The sequence below is a fragment of the Klebsiella sp. C349492 genome, assembly GCF_042055345.1.
In the GTDB taxonomy this organism is placed as follows: Bacteria; Pseudomonadota; Gammaproteobacteria; order Enterobacterales; family Enterobacteriaceae; genus Klebsiella; species Klebsiella scottii.
This window is the reverse complement of record NZ_JANQCE010000003.1, coordinates 157942-180603: the sequence shown is the minus strand read 5'-3', so window position 1 is coordinate 180603 and position 22662 is coordinate 157942. Positions and strand designations below refer to the sequence as shown.

Sequence of the window (22662 nt, the reverse complement as noted above, 5' to 3'; positions counted from 1 at the left end):
TTCAGTCAGGAAAAGACAAATGGAACAGGCGCATACCCGGTTGATTCACCAGCTCGTTGAACGCATGGCCGCGACGGATAACGCGCCGCTGTATATCAGGTTTGCTGACACTATCAAGGACGCCGTGCGCAGCGGCTGGCTGGAGAACGGTAATATCCTTCCCGGCGAGCGCGACTTGAGTCAGCTTACCGGCGTATCGCGTATCACCGTGCGCAAGGCGCTGCGGACGCTGGAAGATGAAGGCGTGGTTACGCGCGCCCAGGGCTACGGCACCCGGGTCAACAATATTTTCGAGTATTCGCTGAAAGAGGCGCGCGGCTTTACCCAGCAGGTTGTGCTGCGGGGTAAAAAGCCCGACACCCTGTGGGTCAATAAGCGGATCGTCAAATGCCCGGAGGAGGTCGCGCAGCAGCTGGCGATTGCCGCAGGCAGCGACGTGTTTATGCTCAAGCGCATCCGCTACGTGGATGAAGCGGCGGTATCGCTTGAGGAGTCGTGGGTTCCCGCGGATCTTATCCACGACGTCGATGCGATCAGCGTCTCGCTGTACGACTACTTCCGCAGCCGGCAGATCCTTCCCCAGCGCACCCGCTCCCGGGTCAGCGCCAGGATGCCGGACGCCGAGTTTCAGTCGCATATTCAGATGGATAGCGCGATCCCGGTGCTGGTGATTAAGCAGGTTGCCCTCGATCAGCACCAGCACCCTATCGAATACAGCATTAGCTACTGCCGCAGCGATCTATACGTCTTTGTGTGCGAGGAGTAGGGTTTCGCGATCCGGGGCGCAATCGCCGCCCCGATGACCCACCACCCACGCCGCCACGGCATTCCCCAGCGTCACCGCTTCTTCCAGGCTCCAGCCGGCGGCTAATCCGGCCAGGGTGCCCCCGGCGTGGCTGTCCCCGGCGCCGATGGTATCGACGACCGTCGCCGGGAAGGCTCGGGCCTGTCCGCTCGCCTGCGGGCTGAAAAACCACGCGCCTTCTTTATCCAGGCGGACGATCAGCGGGGCGCGGTACTTTTTCAGCCACCCGGCGCCGAACTCGCTCACCTCAGCGGAGAAGCCGTTAGCCTCGGCGGCAATCAGCGCCTCCTGACGGTTAACGGAAACCAGCGGCTTCAGCGCCATCAGGCGCGCCATTAGCGCCTCGGGGATATCGGCGATTCGCGGACCAAAATCGATAAACGGCGTGACGTCACTCTGCTTCTCCAGCCACTCCACCAGCCGCTCGCCGCTGGGGGAGGCCAACTGGTAGCCGGAAAGATACACCAGGCCGTTGAGCCCGACATTGAGCGGTATGAGCCAGTCGTCGCACCAGCGGTTTTCGACGCCGCTGAAGGACATAAACGTGCGCTCTCCGTCCGGCTCCACCAGCGCCAGGCACCAGCCGTTGTCGCCGCTGGCGTGGGTTATCACGCTGGTTATCCCCTCCTGCGCCAGGCGATTGCGGATAATTTCCGCCCACACGCCTTCGCCGATGGGCAGCGCGTTTTGCGCCGCGATGCCCAGCCTTTTTAGCGCCACCGCAATATTCAGGGCGCAGCCGCCGACGTTCACGCTCTGCTGCTGCAGTTCGATATCGCAGCCGCGCCACGGCAGGGCGTAAGCGTCGGCAATCACGTCGATCACCGCGGCCCCGATAACCGTCACCGGCCTGACGGCGGTGAGGGTCGCGAGCTTATCGCTCAGCTGACGGCTATTCATTGCGCCTCCCGCTGCCGGCGGTAGCGGCCGAGGGCGTCGGCGTAGCGCGTGAAGTCCAGCTTATTGACCTCGTCCAGACGCGCTTTGAGCCGGCTATCGATGGCCGATATGCCGTTTATCGCCCCGCAAATGGCGGTGGCCATAGCACCGATGGTGTCGGTATCGCCGCCAAGGTTCGCGCAAAGTACGGCGCAGCGGTTAGGGTCGGCTGCGGCCAGCTCAACCATCGCCACGGCGCAGGGCACGGATTCGATGGTGCTGGTTCCGGCCCCCACCAGCTGATAAAGCTGCTCGCAGGCGGACTCGACTCCGCCCGCGTTGCGTACGGTGCGTAATGCCAGCTCAATGCGCAGGGCCAGCGAGGCGCTAAAGGTCGTGGTGCGCTGCTGCTGGGCATGATGGGCGATGGCCGGAAGCGCATCGGCGATGGCGGACCAGCTTGCGCCGTCGACGGCGCGCGAGATGGCCCAGGCGATGACCGCGGCGCCGGCGATGGCTAAATCAGATTTATGCGTCGGGCTGGAGGCGGCGGCAACCTCGTCAATAAAGGCGTCGAGGTCGCCGGTCGGCAGCAGGCATCCCAGCGGCGAGGCGCGCATGGCCGCGCCGTTGGTCACCCCGTTATTCTCCAGATCGCTCACCGGCGTGCCGCTGCGAATGGCCTTTAAGGCGATTTTTGACGTTGGCCCGAGGACGTTCTTATTAAAGGCGTCAAACTCCTCCGCCCAGCGGAGGATGTGGCGGCCGATGGTATCAGGAACAATCCGGCCGTCGCATTCGATGATGGCATCGGCGAGGCACAGGGCCATCGAGGTGTCGTCGGTGAACTCGGCCTCGGCAAAGTAACAGGCGGCATTATTTTCCGCCGGTCCGGGCAGGAAACGGTCGATCCAGCCAAAGTGGGCCTTAACCCGCGATCTTGGCCAGAGCTCCGACGGCATGCCCATCGCATCCCCTAACGCCTGCCCGTAAAGGGCACCGAGAATACGTTCTGCTTTCATTTGACTTCCTCTTGTGTAAGCGCAGCATTTTGCGCATCGATGTCAATGGTGGTGATGTCTTTATCCGACTCGCGGAAGAACACCATGAACAGAACGGCGATAACGGCAATCATTATGGCGCCGAACGTCCACATTCCCGCCCAGTTAAAGGTATGACCGTTAACCGGCGATGAGTAGGCAAACATTTTCTCCATCATCACCCCGCCGAGGCGGTAGCCCAGCAGGCTGCCGAACCCCTGGCAGCAGAGGGTGATTAGCCCCTGCGCGGCGTTGCGCATCGCCACCGGCGCCTTTTTATCGACGTAGATATAGGCGGTGACGTAATAGAAGTCGTAGCTGACGCCGTGCAGCAGAATACCGAGGAACATCAGCATATAGGTGAAATAGTTATCTGCCGCGCCGTAGACGAAAAAGCCGTAGCGAATGGCGGCGGTAATAAGACCAAGCAACAGAACCTTTTTAATACCAAAGCGCTTAGTGAAGAACGGCAGCGCCAGCATAAAGAAGATTTCAGAGAACTGGCCGAGGGTCATCCAGCCGGTGGCGTTTTTCATCCCCGATTCGCTGAGATAGCCGTTGGCAAAGATGTAATAGAAGGCCAGCGGCATGGCGAAGAGGAACGAGCAGAAGAAAAAGACGAGGAAGTTCCTGTCGCGCAGCATGATCAGCGCGTCCAGTCCCAGCATCACCTTGAGGCTCAGTTTGCCGGTACTCTTCGGCGGCGTATCCGGCAGGCACAGCGCAAAAATCCCCAGCACCAGCGAGCTGCCTGCGGCGATCAGCAGCGGTACGTTGGTGGGCGAGATGTCGCCCAGGCCGAGCATTCCCGGTAAGAAACCGCACACCAGCCCGGAGCCGATCCAGCCGATGGTCCCCATCACCCGAATGCGCGGGAAATCGCGTTCGACGTCGGCGACGTTGGAAAAGGCGATGCTGTTGGTTAGGGCGATAGTCGGCATGTAGGTGAGGGAGTAGGCCAGCAGCAGCGGGAAGAAGCCGCTGAAGGTGGTCTGCTGAGCAGCGAAGTACATCAGTATCGCCCCGGCAAACATCAGAATCGCCAGCACTTTTTGCGCAGAGAAAAAGCGATCCGTCAGCGAGCCAACCAGCACCGGAGAGAGAATGGCGGCAATGGCGGTACAGGCATAGGACCAGCCAATTTCGCCGGCGCTGAAGCCGCTTTTACTCAGCCACAGCCACAGAGGAACAAACCACGCTCCCCAGATAAACCACTCAACGAACATCATGAACGACAGCTTTGCTGTAGTTTTCATTTGGAGATCCTTCATGACAGGTAAGGTACGCATTTAGAGTACCACTTGATAATACCTTTTAAATACCATTGAGCTGATTGTTTGAGCAAGATAACACTTTTTCGTATCTGAATCGTGCCAGCAGAAGTTGCTGAAAAAATGCGATCCCGGCTGGAAAATATGCTAAGTCGGTACCAGGCTTAACCTGCCCAAAAAAGTTGGGTCAGGAACATTGACGCCGGCCGCGGCCGGCCTTACGGGAGTTATTGCTATGACTGATATTACGCAATTGCTTGGCAAAGATGCCGACAGCTTGTTACAGCACCGTTGTATGACTATTCCAGCCGATCAGCTCTATTTACCGGGATCGGATTACGTCGACCGGGTGATGGTTGATAACAATCGTCCGCCGGCGGTGCTGCGTAATATGCAAACCCTGTACAACACGGGGCGCCTGGCCGGCACCGGCTACCTGTCGATCCTGCCGGTTGACCAGGGCGTGGAGCACTCGGCGGGCGCCTCTTTTGCCGCCAACCCGCTGTACTTCGATCCGAAAAATATCGTCGAGCTGGCGATTGAGGCCGGCTGTAACTGCGTGGCGTCGACCTACGGCGTGCTGGCCTCGGTATCGCGCCGCTACGCGCACCGCATTCCGTTCCTCGTGAAGCTAAATCACAACGAAACCCTGAGCTACCCGAACACCTTCGACCAGACGCTGTACGCCAGCGTTGAGCAGGCCTTTAATATGGGCGCGGTGGCGGTGGGGGCGACTATCTATTTCGGTTCAGAAGAGTCGCGCCGCCAGATCGAAGAGATCTCTGCGGCGTTCGAGCGCGCGCACGAGCTGGGGCTGGTCACCGTGCTGTGGGCCTATCTGCGCAATCCGGCATTTAAGAAAGATGGCGTCGACTATCACGTCTCCGCCGACCTGACCGGCCAGGCTAACCACCTGGCGGCGACCATTGGCGCGGATATTGTGAAGCAGAAAATGGCGGAAAATAACGGCGGCTATAAGGCGGTTAACTTCGGTTATACCGACGACCGCGTCTACAGCAAGCTGACCACCGAGAACCCGATCGATCTGGTTCGCTACCAGCTGGCGAACTGCTATATGGGGCGGGCGGGGCTGATTAACTCCGGCGGCGCGGCGGGAGGCGAGACCGACCTGACGGATGCCGTGCGTACGGCGGTAATCAACAAGCGCGCCGGCGGCATGGGGCTGATCCTCGGACGTAAAGCCTTCAAAAAATCGATGGCCGACGGCGTGAAGCTGATCAACGCCGTGCAGGATGTCTATCTCGACGGCAAGGTAACGATAGCTTAGGTATGCCAGTTTGTGTCTCGGAACATGATTTATCGAATGTTCTGAAGCCGGCTGAAACTGCTGGTGTTGTCGGCCTCAAAATCGCTGAGACGCTGCCGACAGGCCGGGGCAGCCCGCATGGATGCGGGCTGAGGGCCGTGATTTACAGGGACGTTACCTCGGCCCGACCCGACAGCCTGACGGCATCGGTCGAAGGGACCGCGCAGCGGCGATTTTGGCTGGCCGGAGCCCGGGGGTACAGGGGGCGGCGGCGATGGGCCGCCCCCTGTGCGCTCCCTGCGCGACGGGGAACATAGGGCAGGGAAACCGCCGGGGAGCGCAACATCCTGCGGAGCAAGAAAATATCCTCCGCCGCGGCGACCACCAAACCTCATGCGGCGGCGATGGGCCGCAACATCCTGCGGAGCAAGAAAATATCCTCCGCGGTGGCCGCTACTCCCTTATCAGCCTGGCCGCCTGCTGCAGAGCCAGATAAGCCTCATAGCGACGCTGGTGAACCGCCTGATGCTGCGTCGCGCTGAAATAGGTCTTATCCACCCGGGTAAACCGCTTCATCGCCTCCGGCAGCGACGCGCAAACCCCGCCGGCGACGGCGCCCAGAATCGCTGAACCTAACAGCACCGGCTCGCTGCACTCGGTGCTCATCACCGGAATGCCGCAGGTATCGGCCAGCAGCTGGCGAACCAGCGGATGCTGCCCCGCGCCGCCGCTAATCACGATATTCTCGCTGCGCACGCCGCAGACCTCCTGGGCATCAAGAATCTGCCTCAGGCCGTAGCCAATGCCGCACAGTCCGGCCACGTACAGCGCCAGCAGATGATCGACATCCTCCTCCATCCCCAGCCCGGCAACGATCGCCCTGGCGTTAGGGTCCGCCAGCGGCGCGCGATTGCCTAAGAATTCAGGCACCACGTGCAGGCCGGCGGCGAGGCGTACCGCCTCGGAGGGGCTCTCCAGGCGGGCCAGCACCCGGTCCGCGAGATAGACCGGCAGCGGCAACCCGGCCTCCTGCGCCAGCTGACGGGCTTCATGCGCCGCCGGATGGAAGCTCAGCAGCCGGTCGATAGCGGCGCCGGCCGCGCTCTGACCGCCTTCATTCAGCCAGAAGCCCGGCACCATCGCCGAGTAGTAAGGGCCCCAGACGCCGGGCACGAAGATGGCCTCCTGCGAGGTGGTCATGGTGCAGGAGGAGGTGCCGAACACGTAGGCCATATTGCTGAGTGCGCCGTCGAGAACCCCAACGGTGCCGATGCCGCCGGCGTGGGCGTCAATCATGCCAACCGCCACCGGCGTTCCGACCGGCAGGCCCATCTGCTGTGCGGCGACGGCGGTAAGGCCGCTGCCGCAGGGCGTTCCCGGATCGACAATGCGCTGGCCGATGCGCGCAAACCCCTCGTCCGCCAGCTCGGCAAGCCCAATCTGGCGGAAGTAGTCGGCATCCCAGCGCTGCTCGTGGGCCAGATAGGTCCATTTACAGGTGACGGTACAGACCGAGCGGGCCTCGTCGCCGGTGGCGCGCCAGGTCAGGTAGTCCGCGAGATCAAAAAAGTGTCGCGCCTGCTGATAAACCTGCGGGCGGTTCTCCTTTAGCCACAGTATTTTTGGCGTTTCCATCTCCGGCGAGATAATGCCGCCGACGTACTGCAGCACCGGGTGACGGGTAGCGTTAATTTTTTCCGCCTGCCCGGTCGCGCGGTGATCCATCCAGACGATGATGTCGCGGTTTGGGTCCTCTGAAGGACCCACCGCCAGCGGCGCGTCGTTTTCACCGACCACCACCAGCGAACAGGTGGCGTCGAAGCCAATGCCCGCCACCGAGTCCGGAGCGGCGCCGGAGCGGGCGATCGCGGTTTTAATGCAGCCGCACACCGCCTGCCAAATCTCGCTGCTGGATTGTTCAACCATGCTTCCCGGGCTGCGAAAGAGGGTAATCTCCCGCGTCGCGTGGGCGAGCAGTTCACCATTGAGGTTGAAAATGCCCGCCCGCACGCTGCCCGAGCCGACATCGACGCCAATAATGGTTGGTGTATCGCAGTTCATAGAGCCATCCTTTAGCCAGCCTGATTAAAGAGTTAGAGATCCACGCTGTTAGGCAGGATAACGAGGTCGCGTACGGTGACGTTTTTCGAGCGGGTCACCATAAACAGCACGGATTCAGCCACTTCAATCGGCTGCATCAGGCTGCCGTTGGCCAGCGCTTCCTCCATTTTTTCTTTCGGCCAGTCGTCAAGCAGGGCGGTAACTACCGGGCCAGGCAGGACCGCGCCGACGCGCACGCCGTGCTGCGACACCTGGCGACGGGTGGTGTGCACGAACGCCTGAACCGCAAATTTTGAGGCGGTGTAGATAGGTTCCCAGATAACCGGAACCACCCCGGCGATGGAGCTGGTAAAGATGATATCGCCGGACTTTTGCGCGATCAGGTGCGGCAGAACGCTGCGCACGCAGCGGAAGGCGGCGTTGGTGTTAAGGTGGAGCACGCGATCCCACACGTCCGGATCGCCTTCGGCCACCGGCCCGCCGATATAGGCTCCGGCGTTGGCGTGGAAGATATCCAGCCCGCCCGCCAGCTTAAGAATACCGGCCAGAATATTATCGACCTGTTCGCCCTGCATCAGATCCACCTGCAGGGCGAAGGCGTTTTCGCCCAGTTCGGCCACAATCTTATTTAGCTTTTCGCCTTCGCGGTCGATCAGGACTACCTTCGCGCCCGCCGAGAGCAGGGTTTTGGCGCATTCGAGACCGATACCGGAAGCCGCGCCGGTCACCGCAGCGACTTTACCATTGAGAGAAGTATTCATAGAGGATACGGAGTGGTTCATTTTATAATCCTTCACCGGGTCTGTTTTGGTAAATCGATCTGGCCCGTAATAAGCCGGGACCAGCGTTGGAGTCAGGTACTAAATCTTGCTAAGATTTTGAATATCAGCATCATTTATTTATATACGCTGGATACTGAGCGGCGTGCGACCTGGCGCGCCGGGGAGCATAGTGGTTGCTCAATCGATGAAGCTAATGTGCGCCAGCTTCATCGATTGAGCAAGTGGGGAAATTAACAGCGAAATGAATTTGTGACGCAAGTTGGGAAAATGAAAAAAATCACTATCTACGATCTGGCGGAATTATCCGGCGTCTCGGCAAGCGCGGTCAGCGCGATCCTCAACGGTAACTGGAAAAAACGCCGTATCAGCGCGAAGCTGGCGGAGAAGGTTACCCGGATTGCCGAAGAGCAGGGCTATGCGATCAACCGCCAGGCCAGCATGCTGCGCAGTAAAAAATCCCACGTGATCGGCATGATCGTCCCTAAATATGATAACCGCTACTTCGGATCGGTGGCGGAAAGTTTTGAAGAGATGGCGCGCGAACGCGGGCTGCTGCCGATTATTACCTGTACCCGCCGTCGCCCGGAGCTGGAAATTGAAGCCGTGAAGGCGATGCTCTCCTGGCAGGTGGACTGGGTGGTGGCGACCGGGGCAACCAATCCGGACAAAATTGCCGAGCTGTGCCAGCAGGCGGGGGTTCCCACCGTTAACCTTGACCTGCCGGGAACCATTGCGCCTTCGGTAATTTCCGATAACTACGCCGGCGCGAGGGCGCTGACCGATAAAATCCTCGACAACAGCCTGCGGCGTCACGGCAGCCTGGCGCCGCTGACCTTCGTCGGCGGCCGCAGCAGCGACCATAACACCCTTGAGCGTCTGCGCGGCTTTCACGACGCGCATCGGGCGCGCGGCCTGAACGTGCCGGCGGAAAATATCCTCGCTCCCGGCTACTCGAAAGGCAAAGTTGAGGCCAGTATGCTGGCCCGCTTCGGCGCGCCGGATGAACATCTGCAGGGCTTCTTCGTCAACTCAACCATCTCTCTTGAAGGGGTCGTCCGCTGGCTGGCCCAGCGGGGCCTGACCGGCACCGGGCAGCCGCCGATGGGCTGCTTTGACTGGGACCCTTTCGTCTACCTGCTGGGGCACGATATTGACATGGTTCAGCAGAACGTGCCGGCGATGCTGGAAGCGGTGTTCGGCATTATTGATTCCGGCGACGCCGCTAAACAGCTGGTCGAAATCCCGCCGCTGCTGATCGGCAGCCGCGAGCTTATCTGAGCGCGTTGCGGGCGTTAGCGCGTCAGCAGCCAGCGGGCGGTGTGCTCATCGGTCACCAGGCCGTTGATCCAGCCGCCTTTCAGCGCCGCCAGAATTGCCGGACGCTTATATTCGCCGCAGGCTACCGCAATTCGCGGGCAGCGGTTGTGGCGGATATCGTAGCTGGTGATCATCTGGTTGATATTGCTCTCCACCACGCCGCCTTCGGCATCGATAAACCGGCCGAGGATCTCGCCGATCCCGCCCTGGGCCGTTAGCTCGTCCAGCTGCGCCTGATTAATAAATCCGTCCTTGAAGATTGGGCTGTGGGTGCCCAGCGGGCCGATGCCGACGAAAATCACGTCCGCCTGCTGCGCCACTCCGGACACGTTCTGAAACAGGCGGCTGGTGCACCACATCCGGTGCTCATCCGCCGTTTGCGCATAGCGCGGCGCGGGCCACTGGTAATATTTGGCCTGTATTTTCCGCGCCAGCAGCAGGGGAACGTCGTCGTAGTAGTTGCACTGTCCGTCGGCATCCATCGCGCTTATCAGCGCCACGCAGCGCGTGTTCAGGCTGTCGAAATCGATGCGCTGCATGGTTTTCTTCAGCGTCAGCCCGGAGCCAATGCCGATAATTTTGGCCTTATCGTCCTGCAGATAGCGGGCCATCAGCTGGTAGCAGCCGAACGAAACGCTATCGAGGGTGCTCTCCTCGCTATAGGCCGGAACGATATTGCAGTCGATAAGCCGATATTTTTCCTGCAGCAGCTGGGCGTAGTCGAGGCAGTTTGCCACCGGATGATGCAGCCCAATCGAGACGATGCCTTCCTCTTTCGCCGCGGCAATCAGCCGCTGGACCACCGGCCTTGAGGTGCCGAGCTGGCTGGCGATCTCGCTCTGATTCTGGCCGGCAATGTAGTACATCCACGCGGCGCGGACCTTCTGGCCCAGCCTGATGTCATCTTCTTTACTCACGGTTCCCTGCCTTAAGTTTGCGGCCACGGCGATAAGTTCGTCTTTCTGCAGGCCCACTGATTTTGACTATTAGCAGCATTTTGGCTGCGGCTCAGAAAACAGGCAAGCTTTTGCTCTGGTTTGGTCATTTGTAATTTAATTGGGTAATTGATCTTTTGTGATCTATGGCTCTTAATTGGGTCAAATGATCATCTACAGTGAGCCACATCACTCAAGGAGATCAGAATATGAATCAGCAATACACATGGCTTCACATCGGTTTGGGTTCTTTTCACCGTGCGCATCAGGCGTGGTATCTGCATCGCCTGATCGCCAGCGGCGATAAGCGTTGGCATATCGCGGCGGGCAATATTCGCGATGATGCCGAGCAGGTGGTGCAGGCGCTGGCCGCGCAGGGCGGGCGCTATGTGCTGGAGACCGTCAGCCCGGAAGGCGAACGCGAGTATGAAGAAATCACCTCTATTCAGAAGCTGCTGCCGTGGCAGAAGGGGCTGCAGCCGCTGATTGATGAAGGGGCCAACCCGCAGACTAAGGTCATTGCCTTCACCGTCACCGAAGGGGGTTACTACCTGAATACCAGCCATCGTCTGGAGACCAGCAACCCCGACCTGGTTGCCGATCTGCAGGGCGACTGCCAGACCATCTACGGCACCATCGCGCGTATTCTGGAAAAGCGCATGGCGGATAACGCCGGACCGCTGACCCTGCTGAACTGCGATAACGTCCGCCACAACGGCGAGCGCTTCCACGACGGGCTGGTGGAGTTCCTGCAGCTAACCGGCAGGCAGGCGCTGGTTGAGTGGCTGGCGGCGAATGCGAACTGCCCGAACACGATGGTTGACCGCATTACGCCGCGCCCGGCGGCGGATCTGCCGGCGCGAATCAAAGCGCAAACCGGCATTGACGATCGGGCTCCGGTGATGGGCGAAAGCTTCATTCAGTGGGTGGTGGAGGATAATTTCCGCGCCGAACGGCCGAATCTGGAAGCCGTTGGCGTGGAGATGGTGGAGTCGGTTATCCCTTACGAAGAGGCGAAAATCCGCGTTCTCAACGCCTCGCACAGCTGCATCGCCTGGGCGGGCACCCTGATCGGCCAGCGCTATATCCACGAAAGCACGCTCACCGAATTCATCTACGCCATTGCCGATCGCTACGTCACCGAAGACGTGATCCCGTGCCTCGGCGATAACGGTATCGACCTTGCGACCTATCGCGACGTGGTGCTCAAGCGCTTTACCAACCCCTACATCCAGGACACCAACCAGCGGGTGGCGGCGGACGGCTTCTCTAAAATCCCGGCGATGATCGCCCCGACCCTGCAGGAGTGCTACCAGCGCGGCGCGCGGCCGGAAGCGACGGCGATGCTCCCGGCGCTGTTCTTCGTCTTTATGGAGCAGTGGCATAAGGGAACGCTGCCGTATCAATACCAGGACGGGATCCTCGACGCGCAGGCGGTGCACGAGATGTTTGAGGCCAGCGACCCGATCGCCGTCTACGCCAAAGACCGGGCGCTATTTGGCGCGCTGGCGGATCGCGAGGACTTCCTGGCGCTGCTGCGCGAGAAGATTGCCGCAGTTTATACGCTGATTAAGTAAGAGGTGGCTATGTACTTAGGGATCGATCTTGGCACGTCGGAAGTGAAAGCGCTGGTCATTGACGAGAACAACGACGTCGTCGCCAGCCATAGCGCGCCGCTGAGCATTCAGCGGCCCCATCCCCATTGGTCCGAGCAGGCGCCGCAGGCGTGGTGGGAAGCCACGGAGTATTTGATGACCACCCTGCGGGAAAAGTGCGGCCATCACTGGTCGGCCATCAAGGCGATCGGTCTCTCGGGGCAGATGCACGGTGCGGTACTGCTGGACAGCCGCGGGGAGGTGATTCGCCCGGCAATCCTGTGGAATGACACCCGCTGCGCCGACGAGTGCCGCGAGCTGGAGGAGGCCGCGCCCGAGTTGCACCAGGTGGCGGGAAACCTGGCGATGCCGGGGTTTACCGCGCCAAAACTGCTGTGGGTGCGGCGCCATGAGCCGGCCAACTTCCAGCGCACGGCGACGGTTATGCTGCCGAAGGATTATCTGCGCTACCGGATGACCGGCCGGAAAATCTCCGATATGTCGGATGCCGCCGGGACGCTGTGGCTGGACGTGGCGAAGCGCGACTGGTCCGATGCGCTGCTGGACAAGTGCGGCCTGTCGCGCAGCCATATGCCGTCGCTGGTCGAAGGCTGCGAGGTGTCCGCTACCCTCGATCCGCTGGTGGCGGAGCGCTGGGGACTGAACGCGTCGGTGGTGGTCGCCGGCGGCGGGGGCGATAACGCGGTCAGCGCCATTGGCGTTGGGGCGGTCTCGCCGGGCGATGCCTTTATCTCTCTCGGGACCTCCGGCGTGCTGTTCGTGGTGACCGACTCCTATCGTCCGGCGCCGCAGTCGGCGGTTCACGCCTTCTGCCACGTGCTGCCGAACCTGTGGCATCAGATGAGCGTGATGCTCAGCGCCGCCAGCTGCCTGCAGTGGTTCTGCCGTCTCACCAGCACCACCGAGGTCGCTCTGCTGGAGGAGATTGCCCAGCTCAGCGAGGAGGAGAAAGCCAGCGCCCCGTTCTTCCTGCCGTACCTTTCCGGCGAACGCACCCCGCATAACGATCCCGATGCCCGGGGGATGTTTTGGGGGATGACTCACTCCAGCCTGCGCGCGCAGCTGGGCTATGCGGTGCTGGAGGGTGTGAGCTTTGGCATCAACGATGGCCTGCAGGTGCTGAAGGAGAGCGGCACGCGGATTGAGCAGTGCTCGCTGGTCGGCGGCGGCGCCCGAAGCCCGTTCTGGGCCCAGCTGCTGGCGGATATTCTCGCGATGCCGGTGGTTACCCATAAAGGGGGCGAAACCGGCGGCGCGCTGGGGGCGGCGCGGCTGGCCTGCCTGGCGGCAGGGAAACCGCTGGCTGCGGTGTGCGAAAAGCCGGAAGTCTGGCAAACCTGGCGCGCGACGCCGGCCCGCCATGAGGCACTGATGCAGCGCTATGCGCAGTTTAAGGCCTTATATCTCAACGACCTGAATTACCGTCAGCGCTAATTATAAATAACATATCCTAAATAATTCGGGCTGCAGGAAGGCGGCGACGCAGGGAATCTCCAGGAGCTTACTTAGGTAAGCGACCGGAGCGAGTGAGGAAGCCAACGCACCTGCAGCCTGAATTATGACGGGTATAACAACCGCCCCGGTGACGCCACCGGAGCGGCATCCTGTACCCTGAAAACGAGGTCATTATGTCCGTAACCAATAAACAGTGGCTTGGTCTGCCCCTGAATCTGATATGGGGATACATTGCTATCGCCGTGTTTATGACCGGCGACGGTTTCGAGCTGGCTTTTCTCTCGCACTATATTAAAGAGCTGGGCTTCACCCCGGCGCAGGCCTCTTTCGCCTTTACGCTGTACGGCCTGGCCGCCGCGCTCTCGGCGTGGATTTCCGGCGTGGTGGCGGAGATCATCACCCCGCAGAAAACGATGATGATCGGCTTCGTGCTGTGGTGCGTGTTCCACGTTCTGTTCCTGGTTTTTGGCCTCGGACACGCTAACTATCCGCTGATCCTGCTGTTCTACGGCATTCGCGGCTTTGCCTATCCGCTGTTCCTCTACTCGTTTATCGTGGCGATTATTCACAACGTCAAAAGCGACAGCGCCAGCTCGGCGCTGGGCTGGTTCTGGGCCGTCTATTCAATCGGCATCGGCGTATTCGGCAGCTACATTCCGAGCTTTACCATCCCGCATATCGGCGAGCTCGGTACCCTGTGGCTGGCGCTGGCGTTCTGCGTCACCGGCGGCGTTATCGCGATGGTCGCGCTGCGCAAAATTGAGACGCCGCGGCATATGCAAAACCTGACGACCCGCGAGAAGTTTGCCGAACTGGGCCGCGCGGTGACGCTGCTCTACAGCAATCGCAATATTCTGCTCTCCAGCGTGGTGCGCATTATCAATACCCTGTCGCTGTTCGGCTTTGCGGTCATTATGCCGCTGATGTTTGTTGATGAGCTGGGCTTCACCACCTCGGAGTGGCTGCAGGTGTGGGCGGTGTTCTTCTTCACCACCATTTTCTCCAACGTGCTGTGGGGGATCTTAGGCGAGAAGCTGGGCTGGATCAAAGTGGTGCGCTGGTTTGGCTGCGTCGGCATGGCGCTGTCGAGCCTCGCTTTTTACTACATTCCGCAGCACTTCGGGCATAACTTCGCCATGGCGCTGATCCCGGCGGTTGCGCTGGGGATCTTTGTCGCCGCCTTCGTCCCGATGGCCGCCGTGTTCCCGGCGCTTGAGCCTAAGCATAAAGGGGCGGCCATTTCGGTCTATAACCTGTCGGCGGGGCTGTCCAACTTCCTCGCCCCGGCGATAGCGGTAGTCCTGCTGCCGTACTACAGCACCATCGGGGTGGTTATCGCCTACACCGCGCTGTACGTGCTGGCGTTCTTCCTCTGCGCGTTTATCCGCGTTGAGCAGCCGGGTTTTAGCCAACAGCCGGCCGGTAGCGGTAAAAGCGTTGAATTTTCCTGATGAGAGTCTACGGGCCGCGATGGCAGACATCGCGGCCCGCCTGAGGTGGATGATGAGTATTAAAGCGGTAATTTTTGACATGGACGGCGTGCTTATTGATTCGGAAAGCCTGTGGCGCCAGGCGCAGATTGAGGCCCTGGCGCGCTGGGGCGCCACGGTTAGCGTGGCGGAGTGTGAAACCTTGACCAAAGGCAAGCGGCTGGACGACATTGCGCGCACCTGGTGCCGCCATTGTCAGCTCAGCGTCGCGCCTCAGCGCCTGCAGCAGATGATCCTGCGGCGGGTGACCGGGCTGATTATCGCCAGGGGCGAGGCGATGGACGGCGTCAATGAAGCCCTGGCCCATTTCCGCCACTGCGGCTACAAGATTGCGCTGGCGACCTCCTCATCCCATCAGGTTATTGCCGCCGTGCTCGATAAACTCGCCCTGCGCCCCTGGTTCGACGTGATATCCAGCGCCGATGACGAAGCGTGGGGCAAGCCGCACCCGGCGGTCTACCTCTCGACCCTGCGCAAGCTCAATCTCCGCGCGGACCAGTGTCTGGTTATCGAAGATAGCGCCAGCGGCTTTCAGGCCGCCCGGGCCGCGGGCATCCCGACGATAGCGGTGACCGAAGATTGCCAGCATCAGCAGTTCCACGGCGCCGTCGCCCGCCATCATTCGCTAACCGAGCTGCTGCTGTCGCGCGCTGAAAGCGTCAAGGCGGCCGGATAGCCACGTACCGATGAGCGCAGAAACCCTGGGGATGTAACGGTCGGTTTATCTCTTTTCTGCGCTCATTTTCACACCTTTCCCTGGCGATCGCCCATCTATTTCAGCAGCGCGCAGTCCGGCGGCAGCCGGCAGCGCAGGGCGCCGGGCAGAATTTCCATGCGGAAGGTTTTGCCGCTTAGCGGCTCGCCGTCGAGGTTAAAGGTCATCTCGTGGGCGGCGGTAATTTCAAACCAGGACGAAACGCCGTCCACCAGGTTAGGGGAGTTGTCGGGATTGGCCAGCGTACTGAACAGCGCCGGCAGCAGCTCCTGACCGGTAAAAATGCGCAGATGCAGCAGCCCGTCGTTAATTAACGCCTGCGGGCACAGCTGCTGGCCTCCGCCCGCCTGGCGTCCGTTGCCGATGCCGATCACCAGCGCGTCCCCTTGCCAGGAGAAGTTCTCCCCGCGGATTTCACAGCGGTCGGGTTTGAGGGTATCCATGCGCATCAGGCCGTGGATCAGGTAGGAGACGCCGCCCAGCGCGGCCTTGAGCTTTTCCGGCGTTTCGGTGGTGATCCGGGTGCCGAAGCCGCCGGTGGCCATATTAATAAAGCCGGTTTTATCGTTGACCCGCGCGACGTCTATCGCGATATCGCGCCCGACGATCGCCAGCTTGAGGGCGCTGGCGAGGTCCAGCGGGATCCCGACGCTGGTAGCGAAGTCGTTGGCGGTACCCAGCGGCAGGATCCCCAGCGCCGCCTTGCTGCCACGCTGGACCAGCGCGGTGGCGACTTCATTAATGGTGCCGTCGCCGCCGCCGGCAATCACCGTGCCGACGTTAAGCCGTTCGGCCTCATCGACGAAGCGCCCGGCGTCGCCTTTTTCCCAGGTGACGCGGACGTGGATATCGACGCCCTCTTCGCGTAACAGATTTATCGCTTCGCGCAGCTGCGGCTCATTAGCGCCTTTGCCATTCAGAATCAGTAAGCTGGCCGGAAACGTTGACATGATGGTTGCCTCATTGCACAAGATGCAGAAAGTGTACCGCATGAAGAGAAGGATGGATATTTCGTAAATTATCGGCCCGGGGGGCGTGGATATCGGGCTATCGATAACCGCGCCCCCCTTTTTCTGCAATGGTAGCTCAACCGGCGCGCTATTCGTCCTGTGATACGTTGCGCGGGAGTGTCAGAATTGCGCGGGTAAATTTGACCATTGATATAGTAAGGAAAAGAGGATGTCCCGTAACACATTCACCTACGTAACGAATTCCTGCATGGCGGTATTTTGTCTGGCTTTCTCCCTGCAGGCTCTCTCCGCGCAGGTGACGGAGAAGAGCATTTCCGGCGGGGAACAGTTTACCGTTACGCTGCAGGATATCCCGGGCACCGGCTACAAGTGGATGCTACGTTCCTTACCCGCGCAGGTTATGCTGGTCGCCGAGAATTACCGCCAGCCCGCCAGCTGCGGTAAGCGAGCCACGGGCTGCCCGGTGGAAAGAACCTTTACCTTTAAAGGTGTCCAGCAGGGGAGCGGAAATATTAACTTCGTCTATGGCCGCCCCTGGCTGAATATCACAGAGAAAGCGACCACCGTACGGGTCAGCGTAAGGTCAAATGCCCCTGCGCGGTAATTCGGCATTACGCTATTACTTCGCATCTTATTCGCGCACGGTTTTTAAACTGTGCGCTTTATGTTAATTGTCTTTTCAAAAAGGCTTCTTCATATTAACAACCTGCCCCTGCGAGCGTCATTATTGAAACAAAGGGAAAAAAAATTTCTCTATATATCGTGTGGTTTTAGTTTGGTTGTTCTTTACCAGGAGATTATCTGCGTAATTTGAATAACCCGGTCCATAGAGAGATATTATGAAACAGAACCAACAAGCTGAACCTTCACGTCGTACCATTCTGAAGCAGACGTTAGCGCTTTCCGCGCTGTCCATCACCGGGCTGGCGGCCTTATCGGTACCGACGATCTCTTTTGCCGCGTCTCTGAGCAAAGAGGAACGCGACGGTATGACGCCGGATGCGGTAATTGAACATTTTAAACAGGGTAATCTGCGTTTCCGGGAAAACCGCCCGCTTAAGCACGATTATCTGCAGCAAAAGCGCAGCAGCCTGGCGGGGCAGTTCCCGGCGGCGGTGATCCTCAGCTGTATCGACTCGCGCGCGCCGGCAGAAATTATTCTGGATGCGGGGATCGGTGAAACCTTTAACTCTCGGGTTGCGGGTAATATCAGCAACCGCGATATGTTAGGTAGCATGGAGTTTGCCTGCGCCGTCGCCGGTGCGAAGCTGGTGCTGGTGATGGGGCATACCCGCTGCGGCGCCGTCCGCGGGGCCATCGATAATGCCGAATTAGGTAACCTGACCGGCTTACTCGATGAAATTAAACCGGCCATCGCAAAAACCGAGTACAGCGGTGAGCGTCAAGGCAGTAATTACGACTTTGTTGATGCCGTGGCGCGGAAAAACGTCGAGCTGACAATCGAAAATATTCGGAAAAATAGTCCGGTGCTGAGAAAGCTGGAAGAACAAAGGAAAATCAAAATTGTTGGCAGCATGTATCATCTTGCTGGCGGGAAGGTCGACTTCTTCGAGGTATGAGTTAGATAACAAAGCCCGCGCGCATGCAGCCTGAAGATAAATATTCATAGCGCATAATCGGCAGGGAAGAGGGCGCAAAAATCGCCCTCTTCCCTGATAGCGCCTCTGGTGGGGAACGATCAGAAGCGGAGGTCAACGCCGAGCATTACCGTTCTGCCGGGATCTGGCATGCTGATAACCGCTCCGGGCTGGATATCATAGCGATCTGTGACATTATTAACCGCGGCAAAAAAGGTCGCATTTTTATTTAAAATATATTCTCCATACAAATCAATTTGGTACCCGGAAGGTATTTCGATAACCGGGTTGGCTGCTGTCCCCTCAAGCCATCCCGCAGGGTTTGTTTTCGCCGAGTGATATCTGTATCTGATGCCAGCATCGACGGTTTCATTGCGGAATTTTTTCCCCAGATTCACAGAGATATTTTGTTTGGCGGGAATTCTGGTGGGCGTTAATCCCCAGGCGAAGCCCATGTTATTACAGCTGCTGGTGTTATATTTTTGCGCATAGTAGTTTGAGCACACCGCCGTTTTGCTATACAAGGTTGCGGAAATGGCAGAGTAGAACAGTTCGCTGTTGTATTTAAGCGAAAAGTCAATTCCGGATAAATCGAGCTTATCATAATTCATAAACGTGAAGTTATCCTGCCATGCCGGCATTCCCGCGGTTTTATCCTTTAATCCGGGAGAGATAAAGTTATTGGTCCTGTTGTTAAACCAGGAGAGGGAGAGGTCGAGAGCATCCTCCGCGGATAATAAAGCCGGGCGATGTATCTTTACCCCAACTTCTTTTTGCAGGGAGACTTCTGGCGCGATCGGGTCCGCCGGGTTATAGCTGAAAATCTCATTCGATACCGTGGTTTCATACAGGCTCGGCATTCTGTAGTTTCTGGCTGCTTTCACAAACACGGTTGTGCCTGGGGTCAGCGCATAGCTTATTTCGGAACTCAGGTCCGCTTTAGCCTGATATTTTACGCTTTGATTGGTCTGAAAATCGTTGGCTGCGGAATTATGATAATTAATACCCAGATTGACCTGGAGCGGACCACTCTCAATCATCCCGTTGACGAAAAGGGCATTTTCCCTTCTCTCGCCATGCCGCGAGGTGGGATAGGCGGTAAACCGGGTCAGACCGTCAGATTTTGGCGCCAGCTTTTCTTTTTGCGTTGACGACCCGTAGCGGAGCGTGAGCATGTTTAACTGGCTTTCATTGACAATGGCTATACCATTTTTATTGTTGCTATAGGCATGCAGATATTGTTGCGCATTGGTCCCCAATGCCCACAGGCCGTTATATTGCTTTAAGTTCGTATCGGTTATCCAGTAGTTCAGATTTAAGTTAATCAGCCTGTTGTTAACGGGGGTATAGGTATATCCGGCACTGTAGGCATTAACAATCGCGCTGCCGGGTTTCCATTGTGGCATGGATTCCACGCCCGCAGGCAGGGGCTCGAAGTCAATGTCATTGGCGTTTTTATACCAGTAGGCAGCCAACGTTTCACCGGCCTGCTGACGATGGTTGCGGTACGCAAGGTTGAAGTGATGATCATCATTCGCGTTGATCGCAAGCTTATAAATAAATGACTCGCTTTCAAAGTAAGTGTTTACGACCTCTTCATTTTTAAATACCACCGGATCGTTGAATTTTTTAAAGCCATTTTTCCCTGAAAAATAGTTCCCGGTAGATCTTTTACTATAGGCAAGCACGGTATCAACCGTATCATCTCTGAAGCCAAAGGCAAGCGTGGCGGAGCCATTTCTAAAATCATACCCGCGGGGCTTGTCCGTCAGCTGATAATAGCTTTGCGCCGCATAATCATCAGGGATATCAGGCTTTTTATTATTGTTGAACGTTCTTAGCTTAAGAAGTAAGCCGTAGCTATTGCCGGGATTGATAATATCCTCCGTGGAGAGGGTTTTTATATTTATTACCCCACCGATGGCGCCGGATGAAAAAGCATTGTTATTCTGTGAGGCCCCTTTGCTGATGGTGATATTGCTGATTAAATCAGGGTCGATATACGTTCTGTCGCTGGTTCCCTGATAGCCTCTTGACGTGTGGGTCGACTGCAGCGAGCCGTCAATAAACACCGGAACACGGCCTTCTCCCTGCAGTCCCCTGATTCCTGGATCAATCGCACCCGCCTCATTTCTCATATTATTTGACTGGATATATGTTTCAGAGGAAAAAATATCTGCATTCGCAATCCCTCTGAATCTGTTTAAATCAGATCCGGAGAGGGTATTTTCAGCGGTCCCTGTAGATGAAACAACCATAATTTCTTCATTGTCATTTTTTCCCTCTGCAAGCGTCGAACCTGTAAAAACCGACGTCGATAAGGTGAGGATTAAGGCGCGTTTTCCCATGAAATTTCCTTATTTTTTAAAAAGATATCGAAAATCCAACAATGTTAGTGATGAAAAACCAGTAGCTGGTTAATTACCGGTTTAAAACACTAAAAAAATAAAGAATGGCAGTTTATGCCTCTAATTAAACAAATGCAAATAGTTATCATTATCATTTAATTGAAGTGATTATAATTATCTGTCTAATGAATGATGGATAAAAAGCATGTCACTCCTGGGCCAGCGGGAGAGCGCCGTTCCGGTCAGAGCGGCTGATGGCGACAACATATTGATGGCCGCGCCTGAACGGAGGTTTTGTCACTCAGGAGGAACCAAAGCAGCGGGAAAGGCGGGGAATTGTTTTTAATATCAGGGGAACGATCGCGGATGGGTCTCCGCTGTAAAGAGGGCACCTGGTAAAGCAAAACCGGTATCCAGGCATGGACAGCATGCGGACGTAGATAGGTTAATAATAAAAAAATAAGCCCGCGTAAGGGAGATTACGCAGGCTAAGGAGGTGGTTCCTGGTACAGCTAGCATTTATGGGTTATGTTTTTCAGCGAAATGGATGATACCGGCTTTAAGCGAAACGGTATGTGATCCGTTTCTAATATCCGTGCATCCTGAAAAAATAACCCTGGTAAACTAGCTGCCGTGCGGGTTTCTGGTGCTCTGGCCGGCAAAGTTGCGCATCAGCAGGGCGTACTGCAGCACCATATCTTCCGGTACCGGCAGCCAGACCGTGTAGCCATCGCCGGGGGCGACCGGCATCACTTCGCCTTTGGCATTTTCCATATGCTCGAGGGTGAAGTTGACGTTGCCCTGCGGCGTCATCAGCTCAAGGCTGTCGCCGAGGGTGAATTTGTTCTTCACCGCCACCGCCGCCAGCTGGCCGTTACGTTCGCCGGTAAACTCTCCGACAAACTGCTGGCGCTCTGAGAGAGAGTAGCCGTACTCGTAGTTCTGATAATCATCATGGGTATGGCGGCGCAGGAAGCCTTCGGTATAGCCGCGGTGGGCCAGCCCTTCGAGGGTTTCCAGCAGGCTTTCGTCAAACGGTTTGCCGGCGGCAGCGTCGTCGATCGCCTTGCGGTAGACCTGGGCGGTACGGGCGCAGTAGTAGAAGGACTTGGTGCGGCCTTCGATTTTCAGCGAGTGCACGCCCATATTGGTCAGGCGCTCAACGTGCGCGATGGCGCGCAGATCCTTCGAGTTCATGATGTAGGTGCCGTGCTCGTCTTCGAAGGCGGTCATATATTCGCCCGGGCGCTTGGCTTCTTCAATCATAAATACCCGGTCGGTGGGCTCGCCGATCCCCAGCGTTGGCTCAACGTTCTGTACCGGGATCGGCTCATATTTGTGGACAATATTGCCGACGTCGTCCTGCTTGCCTTCCTGGACGTTATATTCCCAGCGGCAGGCGTTGGTGCAGGTCCCCTGGTTCGGATCGCGTTTGTTGATATAGCCGGAGAGCAGGCAGCGGCCGGAGTAGGCCATGCACAGCGCGCCGTGAACGAAAATTTCGAGCTCCATCTCCGGCACCTGGCTGCGGATTTCGGCAATTTCTTCCAGCGACAGCTCGCGCGAGAGAATGACCCGGCTCAGCCCCATCTGCTGCCAGAATTTTACCGTTGCCCAGTTGACGGCGTTGGCCTGTACCGAGAGATGGATCTGCATCTCGGGGAAGTTTTCCCGTACCAGCATGATTAAGCCCGGATCGGACATGATCAGCGCATCCGGCCCCATTTCCACTACCGGCTTCAAATCGCGAATGAAGGTCTTCAGCTTGGCGTTATGCGGCGCGATGTTCACCACCACGTAGAACTTTTTCCCCAGCGCATGGGCTTCGTTGATGCCGAGCTGCAGGTTTTCGTGGTTGAATTCGTTATTGCGCACGCGCAGAGAGTAGCGCGGCTGGCCGGCATAAACGGCATCTGCGCCGTAGGCGAAAGCGTAACGCATATTTTTCAGCGTTCCCGCCGGGGAAAGGAGTTCCGGTTTAAACATGATTTTCTCGTTCTGATGACAGGTCAGATTCGCCGCACCTGGTGGGCGAGTTGGGGAGTGTCCCCACATTAAGGGCGGGCATTGTAGCGCCGTGGGGGAGGCAGGTAAACCCTTTCACGCCGCCAG

At 58.1% G+C, this 22662-nt stretch carries 18 protein-coding genes; 9 read left to right on the top strand and 9 right to left on the bottom strand.

Going from position 1 to position 22662, the window contains the following annotated elements:
* Positions 1-19: 19 nt before the first annotated feature.
* Positions 20-766: a GntR family transcriptional regulator gene (locus tag NWP14_RS13480; protein WP_375215495.1), complete on the top strand. Its 747-nt coding sequence runs from the start codon at positions 20-22 to the stop codon at positions 764-766.
* On the opposite strand, the gene NWP14_RS13475 is transcribed toward NWP14_RS13480, so the two are convergent.
* Genes NWP14_RS13475 through NWP14_RS13465 form a run of 3 tightly spaced genes read right to left on the bottom strand, consistent with a single transcriptional unit; the run spans position 740 to position 3980 of the window.
* Complete coding sequence (locus NWP14_RS13475; RefSeq protein WP_375215494.1) at positions 740-1705, bottom strand: PfkB family carbohydrate kinase; 966 nt, start codon at positions 1703-1705, stop codon at positions 740-742. The two genes, NWP14_RS13480 and NWP14_RS13475, sit on opposite strands and share 27 nt — an antisense overlap.
* Positions 1702-2706 (bottom strand): ADP-ribosylglycohydrolase family protein, encoded by a 1005-nt coding sequence (locus NWP14_RS13470; RefSeq protein WP_375215493.1) that lies wholly within the window; start codon positions 2704-2706, stop codon positions 1702-1704. Before NWP14_RS13470 ends, NWP14_RS13475 begins: the two co-directional genes overlap by 4 nt.
* Positions 2703-3980, bottom strand: coding sequence for a nucleoside permease (locus tag NWP14_RS13465; RefSeq protein ID WP_375215492.1), 1278 nt, complete (start codon positions 3978-3980; stop codon positions 2703-2705). Before NWP14_RS13465 ends, NWP14_RS13470 begins: the two co-directional genes overlap by 4 nt.
* A 250-nt stretch (positions 3981-4230) precedes the next feature.
* On the opposite strand from NWP14_RS13465, the gene fbaB reads away from it, so the two are divergent.
* Positions 4231-5283, top strand: coding sequence for a class I fructose-bisphosphate aldolase (gene fbaB, locus NWP14_RS13460; protein WP_095101355.1), 1053 nt, complete (start codon positions 4231-4233; stop codon positions 5281-5283).
* Between the two features lie 432 nt (positions 5284-5715).
* Here fbaB and NWP14_RS13455 read toward each other — a convergent pair whose 3' ends face one another.
* The gene (locus tag NWP14_RS13455) at positions 5716-7323 is read right to left on the bottom strand and encodes an FGGY-family carbohydrate kinase (protein ID WP_375215491.1); all 1608 of its coding nucleotides are present in this window, start codon (positions 7321-7323) and stop codon (positions 5716-5718) included.
* 32 nt (positions 7324-7355) lie between these two features.
* Positions 7356-8105, bottom strand: coding sequence for an SDR family oxidoreductase (locus tag NWP14_RS13450; RefSeq protein WP_241782311.1), 750 nt, complete (start codon positions 8103-8105; stop codon positions 7356-7358).
* Positions 8106-8372: 267 nt separating this feature from the next.
* On the opposite strand from NWP14_RS13450, the gene NWP14_RS13445 reads away from it, so the two are divergent.
* Positions 8373-9383 carry a substrate-binding domain-containing protein gene (locus NWP14_RS13445; protein WP_346431030.1) on the top strand — a complete coding sequence of 337 codons (1011 nt, stop codon included), beginning with the start codon at positions 8373-8375 and terminating at the stop codon, positions 9381-9383.
* Positions 9384-9397: 14 nt separating this feature from the next.
* On the opposite strand, the gene NWP14_RS13440 is transcribed toward NWP14_RS13445, so the two are convergent.
* A complete protein-coding gene (locus NWP14_RS13440; RefSeq protein WP_375215490.1) occupies positions 9398-10339 on the bottom strand; it encodes a sugar-binding transcriptional regulator in 942 nt (313 codons plus the stop codon).
* Positions 10340-10566: 227 nt separating this feature from the next.
* On the opposite strand from NWP14_RS13440, the gene dalD reads away from it, so the two are divergent.
* From dalD to NWP14_RS13420, 4 genes are all read left to right on the top strand, one after another.
* Positions 10567-11934 (top strand): D-arabinitol 4-dehydrogenase, encoded by a 1368-nt coding sequence (gene dalD / locus NWP14_RS13435; RefSeq protein WP_375215489.1) that lies wholly within the window; start codon positions 10567-10569, stop codon positions 11932-11934.
* A 9-nt stretch (positions 11935-11943) separates the two neighbouring features.
* A complete protein-coding gene (gene xylB, locus NWP14_RS13430; protein ID WP_375215488.1) occupies positions 11944-13407 on the top strand; it encodes a xylulokinase in 1464 nt (487 codons plus the stop codon).
* A 194-nt stretch (positions 13408-13601) separates the two neighbouring features.
* Entirely contained in the window at positions 13602-14879 is a 1278-nt protein-coding gene (locus NWP14_RS13425) for an RbtT/DalT/CsbX family MFS transporter (RefSeq protein ID WP_095100841.1), read from the top strand.
* A gap of 52 nt (positions 14880-14931) precedes the next feature.
* Positions 14932-15594 carry an HAD-IA family hydrolase gene (locus NWP14_RS13420; protein WP_331834791.1) on the top strand — a complete coding sequence of 221 codons (663 nt, stop codon included), beginning with the start codon at positions 14932-14934 and terminating at the stop codon, positions 15592-15594.
* A 95-nt stretch (positions 15595-15689) separates the two neighbouring features.
* On the opposite strand, the gene yegS is transcribed toward NWP14_RS13420, so the two are convergent.
* Positions 15690-16583: a lipid kinase YegS gene (gene yegS, locus NWP14_RS13415; protein WP_095100845.1), complete on the bottom strand. Its 894-nt coding sequence runs from the start codon at positions 16581-16583 to the stop codon at positions 15690-15692.
* A 229-nt stretch (positions 16584-16812) separates the two neighbouring features.
* Here yegS and NWP14_RS13410 point away from each other — a divergent pair, with 229 nt between their 5' ends.
* Together NWP14_RS13410 and NWP14_RS13405 are read left to right on the top strand one after the other, a co-directional pair.
* Positions 16813-17208: a protease inhibitor I42 family protein gene (locus NWP14_RS13410; RefSeq protein WP_095100847.1), complete on the top strand. Its 396-nt coding sequence runs from the start codon at positions 16813-16815 to the stop codon at positions 17206-17208.
* Positions 17209-17443: 235 nt separating this feature from the next.
* Positions 17444-18184, top strand: coding sequence for a carbonic anhydrase (locus NWP14_RS13405; RefSeq protein ID WP_095100851.1), 741 nt, complete (start codon positions 17444-17446; stop codon positions 18182-18184).
* Positions 18185-18303: 119 nt separating this feature from the next.
* Here the strand turns inward: NWP14_RS13405 and NWP14_RS13400 are convergent, their stop codons facing one another.
* A complete protein-coding gene (locus NWP14_RS13400; RefSeq protein WP_375215487.1) occupies positions 18304-20550 on the bottom strand; it encodes a TonB-dependent receptor domain-containing protein in 2247 nt (748 codons plus the stop codon).
* 624 nt (positions 20551-21174) lie between these two features.
* On the bottom strand, positions 21175-22536 hold the full coding sequence (gene yegQ, locus NWP14_RS13395; protein ID WP_346431036.1) for a tRNA 5-hydroxyuridine modification protein YegQ: 1362 nt from the start codon (positions 22534-22536) through the stop codon (positions 21175-21177).
* Between the last annotated feature and the right edge of the window lie 126 nt (positions 22537-22662).

Bases quoted from the DNA above. Each gene is read 5' to 3' on its own strand.
- NWP14_RS13480 (WP_375215495.1), top strand. From the start codon at position 20: ATGGAACAGGCGCATACCCGGTTGATTCACCAGCTCGTTGAACGCATG.
- NWP14_RS13475 (WP_375215494.1), bottom strand. From the start codon at position 1,705: ATGAATAGCCGTCAGCTGAGCGATAAGCTCGCGACCCTCACCGCCGTC.
- NWP14_RS13470 (WP_375215493.1), bottom strand. From the start codon at position 2,706: ATGAAAGCAGAACGTATTCTCGGTGCCCTTTACGGGCAGGCGTTAGGG.
- NWP14_RS13465 (WP_375215492.1), bottom strand. From the start codon at position 3,980: ATGAAAACTACAGCAAAGCTGTCGTTCATGATGTTCGTTGAGTGGTTT.
- fbaB (WP_095101355.1), top strand. From the start codon at position 4,231: ATGACTGATATTACGCAATTGCTTGGCAAAGATGCCGACAGCTTGTTA.
- NWP14_RS13455 (WP_375215491.1), bottom strand. From the start codon at position 7,323: ATGAACTGCGATACACCAACCATTATTGGCGTCGATGTCGGCTCGGGC.
- NWP14_RS13450 (WP_241782311.1), bottom strand. From the start codon at position 8,105: ATGAACCACTCCGTATCCTCTATGAATACTTCTCTCAATGGTAAAGTC.
- NWP14_RS13445 (WP_346431030.1), top strand. From the start codon at position 8,373: ATGAAAAAAATCACTATCTACGATCTGGCGGAATTATCCGGCGTCTCG.
- dalD (WP_375215489.1), top strand. From the start codon at position 10,567: ATGAATCAGCAATACACATGGCTTCACATCGGTTTGGGTTCTTTTCAC.
- xylB (WP_375215488.1), top strand. From the start codon at position 11,944: ATGTACTTAGGGATCGATCTTGGCACGTCGGAAGTGAAAGCGCTGGTC.
- NWP14_RS13425 (WP_095100841.1), top strand. From the start codon at position 13,602: ATGTCCGTAACCAATAAACAGTGGCTTGGTCTGCCCCTGAATCTGATA.
- NWP14_RS13420 (WP_331834791.1), top strand. From the start codon at position 14,932: ATGAGTATTAAAGCGGTAATTTTTGACATGGACGGCGTGCTTATTGAT.
- yegS (WP_095100845.1), bottom strand. From the start codon at position 16,583: ATGTCAACGTTTCCGGCCAGCTTACTGATTCTGAATGGCAAAGGCGCT.
- NWP14_RS13410 (WP_095100847.1), top strand. From the start codon at position 16,813: ATGTCCCGTAACACATTCACCTACGTAACGAATTCCTGCATGGCGGTA.
- NWP14_RS13405 (WP_095100851.1), top strand. From the start codon at position 17,444: ATGAAACAGAACCAACAAGCTGAACCTTCACGTCGTACCATTCTGAAG.
- NWP14_RS13400 (WP_375215487.1), bottom strand. From the start codon at position 20,550: ATGGGAAAACGCGCCTTAATCCTCACCTTATCGACGTCGGTTTTTACA.
- yegQ (WP_346431036.1), bottom strand. From the start codon at position 22,536: ATGTTTAAACCGGAACTCCTTTCCCCGGCGGGAACGCTGAAAAATATG.